Source organism: Tumebacillus avium, assembly GCF_002162355.1.
GTDB lineage: Bacteria > Bacillota > Bacilli > Tumebacillales > Tumebacillaceae > Tumebacillus_A > Tumebacillus_A avium.
Genome location: NZ_CP021434.1, coordinates 1,835,001 through 1,845,000 on the forward strand (window position 1 = coordinate 1,835,001; position 10,000 = coordinate 1,845,000).

At 53.8% G+C, this 10,000-nt stretch carries 2 protein-coding genes, 10 tRNA genes and 8 rRNA genes (2 of these 20 only partly in view); all 20 read left to right on the forward strand.

The annotated features are described in order from the left end of the window. Nucleotides 1-267, forward strand: a 23S ribosomal RNA gene (locus CBW65_RS08695) (it extends 2,662 nt beyond the left edge of the window). Nucleotides 268-383: 116 nt separating this feature from the next. Beyond that, nucleotides 384-500 (forward strand): 5S ribosomal RNA (gene rrf, locus CBW65_RS08700). A 305-nt stretch (nucleotides 501-805) separates the two neighbouring features. Next, nucleotides 806-2,350: ribosomal RNA gene (locus CBW65_RS08705) — 16S ribosomal RNA — on the forward strand. A gap of 159 nt (nucleotides 2,351-2,509) precedes the next feature. Then, a 23S ribosomal RNA gene (locus CBW65_RS08710) occupies nucleotides 2,510-5,438 on the forward strand. Nucleotides 5,439-5,555: 117 nt separating this feature from the next. After that, a 5S ribosomal RNA gene (gene rrf, locus CBW65_RS08715) occupies nucleotides 5,556-5,672 on the forward strand. 114 nt (nucleotides 5,673-5,786) lie between these two features. Then, a complete protein-coding gene (locus tag CBW65_RS08720) occupies nucleotides 5,787-6,290 on the forward strand; it encodes a serine O-acetyltransferase (RefSeq protein WP_087456497.1) in 504 nt (167 codons plus the stop codon). A gap of 232 nt (nucleotides 6,291-6,522) precedes the next feature. Further along, nucleotides 6,523-6,606, forward strand: a tRNA-Tyr gene (locus tag CBW65_RS08725). A gap of 3 nt (nucleotides 6,607-6,609) precedes the next feature. After that, nucleotides 6,610-6,685: transfer RNA gene (locus CBW65_RS08730), tRNA-Lys, on the forward strand. 19 nt (nucleotides 6,686-6,704) lie between these two features. After that, nucleotides 6,705-6,781 (forward strand) — tRNA-Arg (locus CBW65_RS08735). 9 nt (nucleotides 6,782-6,790) lie between these two features. Then, a tRNA-Ala gene (locus tag CBW65_RS08740) sits at nucleotides 6,791-6,866 on the forward strand. A 4-nt stretch (nucleotides 6,867-6,870) separates the two neighbouring features. Beyond that, nucleotides 6,871-6,946 (forward strand) — tRNA-Asn (locus CBW65_RS08745). 5 nt (nucleotides 6,947-6,951) lie between these two features. Further along, nucleotides 6,952-7,028: transfer RNA gene (locus CBW65_RS08750), tRNA-Glu, on the forward strand. Nucleotides 7,029-7,031: 3 nt separating this feature from the next. Continuing rightward, nucleotides 7,032-7,107: transfer RNA gene (locus tag CBW65_RS08755), tRNA-Val, on the forward strand. 20 nt (nucleotides 7,108-7,127) lie between these two features. Further along, nucleotides 7,128-7,203, forward strand: a tRNA-Met gene (locus CBW65_RS08760). Nucleotides 7,204-7,207: 4 nt separating this feature from the next. Next, nucleotides 7,208-7,284, forward strand: a tRNA-Asp gene (locus CBW65_RS08765). 18 nt (nucleotides 7,285-7,302) lie between these two features. Beyond that, nucleotides 7,303-7,379: transfer RNA gene (locus CBW65_RS08770), tRNA-Ile, on the forward strand. Between the two features lie 2 nt (nucleotides 7,380-7,381). Beyond that, a 5S ribosomal RNA gene (gene rrf / locus CBW65_RS08775) occupies nucleotides 7,382-7,498 on the forward strand. A 68-nt stretch (nucleotides 7,499-7,566) separates the two neighbouring features. Further along, complete coding sequence (locus tag CBW65_RS08780; RefSeq protein WP_087456498.1) at nucleotides 7,567-7,917, forward strand: hypothetical protein; 351 nt, start codon at nucleotides 7,567-7,569, stop codon at nucleotides 7,915-7,917. A 290-nt stretch (nucleotides 7,918-8,207) separates the two neighbouring features. Then, nucleotides 8,208-9,752, forward strand: a 16S ribosomal RNA gene (locus tag CBW65_RS08785). A 160-nt stretch (nucleotides 9,753-9,912) separates the two neighbouring features. Continuing rightward, nucleotides 9,913-10,000: ribosomal RNA gene (locus tag CBW65_RS08790) — 23S ribosomal RNA — on the forward strand; it runs 2,841 nt beyond the window's last position. The 16S, 23S and 5S rRNA genes sit together here with 10 tRNA genes alongside, the layout of an rRNA operon.

Consider the following 10,000-nt stretch of genomic DNA (forward strand, 5'->3'; position numbering starts at 1 on the left):
GTTTGAGAGGAGTTGTCCTTAGTACGAGAGGACCGGGATGAACCGACCGCTGGTGTCCCAGTTGTGGTGCCAACCGCATCGCTGGGTAGCTATGTCGGGAAGGGATAAGCGCTGAAAGCATCTAAGCGCGAAGCCCACCTCAAGATAAGACTTCCCACACGGTCAACGTGGTAAGACCCCTTGTAGAAGACAAGGTTGATAGGCTGGAGGTGGAAGCGCCGTGAGGCGTGCAGCTGACCAGTACTAATCGGTCGAGGGCTTATCCTAAGTAAGTCCACACTCACTATTATTCGCATCCAGTTTTCAGGGAACACGCAAAGCGGTAGATCGGCTAAGAACTGCGACGTCCTGTCGCAACGCCGACCGACTGTACATCCTGTACGTCAAGTGGTGATGTCGTAGAGGTCACACCTGTTCCCATTCCGAACACAGAAGTTAAGCTCTACAGAGCCGATGGTACTTGGACCGCAGGGTCCTGGGAGAGTAGGACGCCGCTTGGCAAATGAGAAAGACTCGATCTGTATAAGATCGGGTCTTTTTGCATTCTCTTTTGTTTTATATGTTGGGTAGGATAAAGAAGAATGATAACAAGAAATGAAGGTCATCCATGCTAAGTTGGCGAGTAGCTGAAATTTGTTCTTCAATCTGCCAATATGATGAAAAGTAGAGTTGTGACCCGCAGCTTGTCCATGATAAGATAACTCTTGTCGCCGCGAGAGACATGCGGACGACGCGATTGATCCTTGAAAACTAAACGAGTGTTACAGAGAGATGACGCGAGTCAGAGATACAAACTTTTTCAACTTTTATTGAGAGTTTGATCCTGGCTCAGGACGAACGCTGGCGGCGTGCCTAATACATGCAAGTCGAGCGGACTGGAGAGAGCTTGCTCTCAAAGGTTAGCGGCGGACGGGTGAGTAACACGTGGGCAACCTGCCCGACAGACCGGGATAACGCTTGGAAACGAGTGCTAATACCGGATAGGCTTCACCTTCGCATGAGGGAGAAGAGAAAGAAGCTTTCGCTTCACTGTCGGATGGGCCCGCGGCGCATTAGCTAGTTGGTGAGGTAACGGCTCACCAAGGCGACGATGCGTAGCCGACCTGAGAGGGTGACCGGCCACACTGGGACTGAGACACGGCCCAGACTCCTACGGGAGGCAGCAGTAGGGAATCTTCCACAATGGGCGCAAGCCTGATGGAGCAACGCCGCGTGAATGATGAAGGCCTTCGGGTTGTAAAATTCTGTCTTCTGTGAAGAACAAGTGTGAGAAGAAAATGCTCACACCCTGACGGTAACAGAGGAGGAAGCCCCGGCTAACTACGTGCCAGCAGCCGCGGTAATACGTAGGGGGCAAGCGTTGTCCGGAATCACTGGGCGTAAAGCGCGCGCAGGCGGCCATTTGCGTCCGGGGTGAAAGCCCAAGGCTCAACCTTGGGATTGCCTTGGATACGGGATGGCTTGAGGATCGGAGAGGCAAGGGGAATTCCACGTGTAGCGGTGAAATGCGTAGAGATGTGGAGGAACACCTGTGGCGAAGGCGCCTTGCTGGCCGATTTCTGACGCTGAGGCGCGAAAGCGTGGGGAGCAAACAGGATTAGATACCCTGGTAGTCCACGCCGTAAACGATGAGTGCTAGGTGTTGGGGGGTACCACCCTCAGTGCCGAAGCTAACGCATTAAGCACTCCGCCTGGGGAGTACGGTCGCAAGACTGAAACTCAAAGGAATTGACGGGGGCCCGCACAAGCAGTGGAGCATGTGGTTTAATTCGAAGCAACGCGAAGAACCTTACCAAGACTTGACATCCCGCTGACCGGTTTAGAGATAGACCTTCCCTTCGGGGCAGCGGTGACAGGTGGTGCATGGTTGTCGTCAGCTCGTGTCGTGAGATGTTGGGTTAAGTCCCGCAACGAGCGCAACCCCTAAATTGTGTTGCCATCATTCAGTTGGGCACTCACAATTGACTGCCGGTGACAAACCGGAGGAAGGCGGGGATGACGTCAAATCATCATGCCCCTTATGTCTTGGGCTACACACGTGCTACAATGGGCGGTACAAAGGGTTGCGATGCCGTGAGGCGGAGCCAATCCCAAAAAGCCGCTCACAGTTCGGATTGCAGGCTGCAACTCGCCTGCATGAAGCTGGAATTGCTAGTAATCGCGGATCAGCATGCCGCGGTGAATTCGTTCCCGGGCCTTGTACACACCGCCCGTCACACCATGGGAGTTGGCAACACCCGAAGCCGGTGAGGTAACCGCAAGGAGCCAGCCGTCTAAGGTGGGGTCGATGACTGGGGTGAAGTCGTAACAAGGTAGCCGTATCGGAAGGTGCGGCTGGATCACCTCCTTTCTAAGGATTTAAGATTTTTCTATAAGACTTGCGTCAATCTCTGACAACAACTCGTTTAGTTTTGGGGGATCAAACCCTCAATGTGTTCCTTGAAAACTGGATAGCGAAATAGTGAGTCAAGACATGTTTGAAATGCAGTACTTTCGAAGCGTTAACTTAGGTTAAGCTACGAAGGGCGCACGGAGGATGCCTTGGCGCCAAGAGCCGATGAAGGACGGGGCAAACACCGAAATGCCTCGGGGAGCCGTAAGCAGGCGTTGATCCGGGGGTATCCGAATGGGGCAACCCGGCACTCGTAATGGGGTGTCACTCAGCACTGAATCCATAGGTGTTGAGAGGTAGACCAGGGGAACTGAAACATCTAAGTACCCTGAGGAAGAGAAAACAATAGTGATTCTCCTAGTAGCGGCGAGCGAACGGGGAAGAGCCCAAACCGCGTGGCTTCGGCCATGCGGGGTTGCGGGGCGTCTCACATGGAGTTACAAATCTGTTTGGTAGAAGAACGATCTGGAACGATCGACCGCAGAGGGTGAAAGTCCCGTATTCAAAATCAAACAGACTCCGAGACGATACCCCAAGTACCGCGGGACACGAGAAATCCCGTGGGAATCAGGGAGGACCACCTCCCAAGGCTAAATACTACTTGGCGACCGATAGTGAACCAGTACCGTGAGGGAAAGGTGAAAAGCACCGCGGGAGCGGAGTGAAAAAGAACCTGAAACCGTGTGCCTACAATCAGTCGGAGGGCGTTCATGCCTGACGGCGTGCCTTTTGTAGAATGAACCGGCGAGTTACGATCGCGGGCGAGGTTAAGGTGAGAAGCCGGAGCCGCAGCGAAAGCGCGTCTGAAGAGGGCGAAAGTTCGCGGTCGTAGACCCGAAACCGAGTGATCTACGCCTGGACAGGATGAAGTTGCAGTAAAATGCAATGGAGGTCCGAACCCACGCACGTTGAAAAGTGCGGGGATGAGCTGGGTGTAGCGGTGAAATTCCAATCGAACTCGGAGATAGCTGGTTCTCCCCGAAATAGCTTTAGGGCTAGCGTTAGAGTAAGAGTCATGGAGGTAGAGCACTGATTGGGCTAGGGGCCCTCCCCGGGTTACCGAACTCAGTCAAACTCCGAATGCCATCGACTTATCTCTAGCAGTCAGACTATGAGTGCTAAGATCCATGGTCAAGAGGGAAACAGCCCAGACCATCAGCTAAGGCCCCCAAGTTCTAGTTAAGTGGGAAACGATGTGGCGGTGCACAGACAACCAGGATGTTGGCTTAGAAGCAGCCACCATTTAAAGAGTGCGTAATAGCTCACTGGTCGAGTGACGCTGCGCGGAAAATGTAACGGGGCTCAAACTAGACGCCGAAGCTATGGATGTCGAAAGACGTGGTAGGGGAGCGTTCCCTGCGGGTTGAAGTCAGACCGGAAGGACTGGTGGACTGCAGGGAAGTGAGGATGCCGGTATAAGTAGCGAAAAGACAAGTGAGAATCTTGTCCACCGAAAGCCTAAGGTTTCCTGGGGAAGGCTCGTCCGCCCAGGGTTAGTCAGGACCTAAGCCGAGGCCGAAAGGCGTAGGCGACGGACAACTGGTGGAAATTCCAGTACCACCGCGCTGCCGTTTGAGCAATGGCGTGACGCAGGAGGATAGGGTGAGCGGCCTGTTGGATGGCCGTGTAAGCAGTGAGGCTGAGAGACAGGCAAATCCGTCTCTTGTAAGGCTGAGCTGTGATGCCGAGCGAAATTACAGTAGCGAAGTCCCTGATTTCACACTGCCAAGAAAAGCGTCTAGCGAGGAAGCCGGTGCCTGTACCGCAAACCGACACAGGTAGGCGAGGAGAGAATCCTAAGGTGCGCGGGATAACTCTCGTTAAGGAACTCGGCAAAATGGCCCCGTAACTTCGGGAGAAGGGGCGCTCCGGTAGGGTGTTAAAGCCTGAGGGAGCCGCAGTGAAAAGGCCCAAGCGACTGTTTAGCAAAAACACAGGTCTCTGCTAAGTCGAAAGACGACGTATAGGGGCTGACGCCTGCCCGGTGCTGGAAGGTTAAGGGGAAAGGTTAGCGCAAGCGAAGCTTTGAACCGAAGCCCCAGTAAACGGCGGCCGTAACTATAACGGTCCTAAGGTAGCGAAATTCCTTGTCAGGTAAGTTCTGACCCGCACGAATGGCGTAACGACTTGGGCGCTGTCTCAACGAGAGACCCGGTGAAATTGTATTACCTGTGAAGATGCAGGTTACCCACGGCAAGACGGAAAGACCCCATGGAGCTTGACTGCAGCTTGATATGGATGATTGGTACATCATGTACAGGATAGGTGGGAGACTGTGAGACCGGGGCACAAGCCTCGGTGGAGTCGACGTTGGGATACCACCCTTGAGGTATTGATCTTCTAACCTGGCACCCTGAAGCGGGTGTAGGGACAGTGTCAGGCGGGCAGTTTGACTGGGGCGGTCGCCTCCTAAAAGGTAACGGAGGCGCCCAAGGGTTCCCTCAGCGCGGTTGGAAATCGCGCTCCGAGTGCAATGGCATAAGGGAGCTTGACTGCGAGACCTACAAGTCGAGCAGGGACGAAAGTCGGGCATAGTGATCCGGTGGTTCCGAGTGGAAGGGCCATCGCTCAACGGATAAAAGCTACCCTGGGGATAACAGGCTTATCTCCCCCAAGAGTCCACATCGACGGGGAGGTTTGGCACCTCGATGTCGGCTCATCGCATCCTGGGGCTGTAGTCGGTCCCAAGGGTTGGGCTGTTCGCCCATTAAAGCGGTACGCGAGCTGGGTTCAGAACGTCGTGAGACAGTTCGGTCCCTATCTGCCGTGGGCGCAGGAAGTTTGAGAGGAGTTGTCCTTAGTACGAGAGGACCGGGATGAACCGACCGCTGGTGTCCCAGTTGTGGTGCCAACCGCATCGCTGGGTAGCTATGTCGGGAAGGGATAAGCGCTGAAAGCATCTAAGCGCGAAGCCCACCTCAAGATAAGACTTCCCACACGGTCAACGTGGTAAGACCCCTTGTAGAAGACAAGGTTGATAGGCTGGAGGTGGAAGCGCCGTGAGGCGTGCAGCTGACCAGTACTAATCGGTCGAGGGCTTATCCTAAGTAAGTCCAACACTCACTATAATCGCTGTCCAGTTTTTGAGGAACACGCAAAGCGGTAGATCGGCTAAAAACCGCGACGTCCTGTCGCAACGCCGATCGACTGTACATCCTGTACGTCTAGTGGCAATGTCGTGGAGGTCACACCTGTTCCCATCCCGAACACAGAAGTTAAGCTCCACAGAGCCAATGGTACTTGGACCGCAGGGTCCTGGGAGAGTAGGACGTCGCTAGGCAAATGAGAAAGACTCGATCTATAACAGATCGAGTCTTTTTTGTGTTTCGGAAGGAGAAATCTCGGGGCAGATTGAACTTATCTTTTGAAAGTTTTGCAGAGGGGTTGGGGTAAGATGACATTGAAGGAGCAATTGAGAAAGCGAGGGCCGCTTGGATTTTTGACGATGTTGGTCTATCGCTTGGGGAATCAGATCTATTATCGAGTCAAAGTGCCGGGGATCAGACATCTGCTGTGGCTGGTCTATCGGATCTTGGATATCATCGTCGTGCGAATGATCGGCTCTGCTGAGATACCGGCGATGGCAAGGATTGGGGAAGGGCTGGGACTGGTACACGGCGGGAACGGTGTCATCATCGCGCCGGGAGTCGTTGTAGGCGACCAGTGCACGCTTTATCATCAGGTCACGCTGGGCGTTCGTAACGGGCATCAGGGAGCGCCTGTGCTTGGCGATCACGTCTTTATCGGGGCAGGTGCAAAGATCCTCGGTCCGGTGAAGATCGGCAACCATGCGAAGATCGGGGCGAACGCAGTTGTGCTGCAGGATGTGCCGGATGGGGCGACTGCAGTCGGGGTACCGGCGCGCATTTTACTGCCGAAAGAAGAGGCGGATGAGTAAGCAGTATCGATAAGAGGACAGGGCTGCTGGGGCAGCAGCTCTGATGTGCGGATCGGTGAGGAAAATGGAGTTTTGCCGTTTGCGAAGGTGTTGAGATGTGGTGAGCAGGCTGTTTGTCCAATTTTGTTTTAAAAAAGTGATTGTGCCGAGCGGCTGTCCATGATATTATAAGTCCTGTCGCCGCGAGAGACACGCGGTGAACGAAACGAGAAACACCTGATGCAAGTCAAATGGAGAGATACCAAAGTGGCCAAATGGGGCGGACTGTAAATCCGTTGCGAAAGCTTCGAAGGTTCGAATCCTTCTCTCTCCACCATGTGAGCCATTAGCTCAGTTGGTAGAGCAACTGACTTTTAATCAGTGGGTCGAAGGTTCAAGTCCTTCATGGCTCACCACTGTTTTACAAAAAAATATGTGCCCATAGCTCAGCTGGATAGAGCGTTTGACTACGAATCAAAAGGCCGGGAGTTCGAATCTCTCTGGGCACGCCATTTTCACCTGGGGGTATAGCTCAGTTGGTAGAGCACCTGCCTTGCAAGCAGGGGGTCAGCGGTTCGAATCCGCTTATCTCCACCATTGTTCCTCAATAGCTCAGTTGGTAGAGCGCCCGACTGTTAATCGGATGGTCACAGGTTCGAGTCCTGTTTGAGGAGCCAGAAACGGCTCGTTGGAGAAGCGGCTTAACTCACCGCCCTTTCAAGGCGGCATTCACGGGTTCGAATCCCGTACGAGTCACCATTTGGAGGTTTAGCTCAGCTGGGAGAGCATCTGCCTTACAAGCAGAGGGTCGGCGGTTCGATCCCGTCAACCTCCACCATTTTAAAACTTAATGATTGTCGCGGGGTGGAGCAGTTGGCAGCTCGTCGGGCTCATAACCCGAAGGTCGCAGGTTCAAGTCCTGTCCCCGCAACCACAATGGAGCTGTGGTGTAGTGGCCTAACATGCCCGCCTGTCACGCGGGAGACCGCGGGTTCGAATCCCGTCAGCTCCGCCACTTTTCAACATGCAACACGGGCCCATAGCTCAGTTGGCTAGAGCGCACGACTGATAATCGTGAGGTCGGAAGTTCGAATCTTCTTGGGCCCACCATATCTAGTGATAATGTCGCAGAGGTCACACCTGTTCCCATCCCGAACACAGAAGTTAAGCTCTGCAGAGCCGATGGTACTTGGACCGCAGGGTCCTGGGAGAGTAGGGCGTCGCTAGGCAATGAGAAAGACCTGATCCATTTCGGATCGGGTCTTTTTTGCGTTTTGGGCATGGTAAGAAGGTGAGGATGGGGGTGGTCGTATGCAGGTCTTCTGGATGTTGGAGGGCGAATAAGCTGCTGGCGGTGTTCTCGTTGCTGTGGGGAGTTGTCGGATTGTGCCTTGTTGCGAATTTGGCGCGGGATCTTCCTTTGCGTTTAAAAGGACAGGTCTATTACGTGGAGGGATTTCCGGAGATTCTCAAGGTCGTCGTCAGGCAATCTGATTATAACTACAGCTATTATGGGCGGATTGGCAACGTAGAGGTACGGCTGGATGAACCGTTTTTGAAGCACAGGTGCTACTGGTTGGAGTATATGCCGCATTCGAAGATCATCGTGTATATCAACCACTTTGAACCGCCGAAAGAAAGAGAATGAGCGAGTCTGGCAGCTGCGATGATCGAGGCGGCGAGGTTTTGTTTTGGTTTGTTCCAGCGATCCCATTGAGAGATTCGCGCCAGGATGGTAAGATAACTCTTGTCGCCGCTGACAACGAAGCGGACACGACAAATGTTAAGATTCTATGAAAATTAGGCTTGACGTCCTAGTATTCCGTGTGGTAATCTAGGAAACGTTGAAGCGGTAAAACGCTTTCATGATTGATCCTTGAAAACTAAACGAGTGTTACAGAGAGATGACGCGAGTCAGAGATACAAACTTTTTCAACTTTTATTGAGAGTTTGATCCTGGCTCAGGACGAACGCTGGCGGCGTGCCTAATACATGCAAGTCGAGCGGACTGGAGGGAGCTTGCTCCCAAAGGTTAGCGGCGGACGGGTGAGTAACACGTGGGCAACCTGCCCGACAGACCGGGATAACGCTTGGAAACGAGTGCTAATACCGGATAGGCTTCACCTTCGCATGAAGGAGAAGAGAAAGAAGCTTTCGCTTCACTGTCGGATGGGCCCGCGGCGCATTAGCTAGTTGGTGAGGTAACGGCTCACCAAGGCGACGATGCGTAGCCGACCTGAGAGGGTGACCGGCCACACTGGGACTGAGACACGGCCCAGACTCCTACGGGAGGCAGCAGTAGGGAATCTTCCACAATGGGCGCAAGCCTGATGGAGCAACGCCGCGTGAATGATGAAGGCCTTCGGGTTGTAAAATTCTGTCTTCTGTGAAGAACAAGTGTGAGAAGAGAATGCTCACACCCTGACGGTAACAGAGGAGGAAGCCCCGGCTAACTACGTGCCAGCAGCCGCGGTAATACGTAGGGGGCAAGCGTTGTCCGGAATCACTGGGCGTAAAGCGCGCGCAGGCGGCCATTTGCGTCCGGGGTGAAAGCCCAAGGCTCAACCTTGGGATTGCCTTGGATACGGGATGGCTTGAGGATCGGAGAGGCAAGGGGAATTCCACGTGTAGCGGTGAAATGCGTAGAGATGTGGAGGAACACCTGTGGCGAAGGCGCCTTGCTGGCCGATTTCTGACGCTGAGGCGCGAAAGCGTGGGGAGCAAACAGGATTAGATACCCTGGTAGTCCACGCCGTAAACGATGAGTGCTAGGTGTTGGGGGGTACCACCCTCAGTGCCGAAGCTAACGCATTAAGCACTCCGCCTGGGGAGTACGGTCGCAAGACTGAAACTCAAAGGAATTGACGGGGGCCCGCACAAGCAGTGGAGCATGTGGTTTAATTCGAAGCAACGCGAAGAACCTTACCAAGACTTGACATCCCGCTGACCGGTTTAGAGATAGACCTTCCCTTCGGGGCAGCGGTGACAGGTGGTGCATGGTTGTCGTCAGCTCGTGTCGTGAGATGTTGGGTTAAGTCCCGCAACGAGCGCAACCCCTAAATTGTGTTGCCATCATTTAGTTGGGCACTCACAATTGACTGCCGGTGACAAACCGGAGGAAGGCGGGGATGACGTCAAATCATCATGCCCCTTATGTCTTGGGCTACACACGTGCTACAATGGGCGGTACAAAGGGTTGCGATGCCGCGAGGCGGAGCCAATCCCAAAAAGCCGCTCACAGTTCGGATTGCAGGCTGCAACTCGCCTGCATGAAGCTGGAATTGCTAGTAATCGCGGATCAGCATGCCGCGGTGAATTCGTTCCCGGGCCTTGTACACACCGCCCGTCACACCATGGGAGTTGGCAACACCCGAAGCCGGTGAGGTAACCGTAAGGAGCCAGCCGTCTAAGGTGGGGTCGATGACTGGGGTGAAGTCGTAACAAGGTAGCCGTATCGGAAGGTGCGGCTGGATCACCTCCTTTCTAAGGATTTAAGATTTTTTCTAATAGACTTGCGTCAATCTCTGACAACAACTCGTTTAGTTTTGGGGGATCAAACCCTCAATGTGTTCCTTGAAAACTGGATAGCGAAATAGTGAGTCAAGACATGTTTGAAATGCAGTACTTTCGAAGCGATAACTTAGGTTAAGCTACGAAGGGCGCACGGAGGATGCCTTGGCGCCAAGAGCCGATGAAGGACGGGGCAAACACCGAAATGCCTCGGGGAGCCG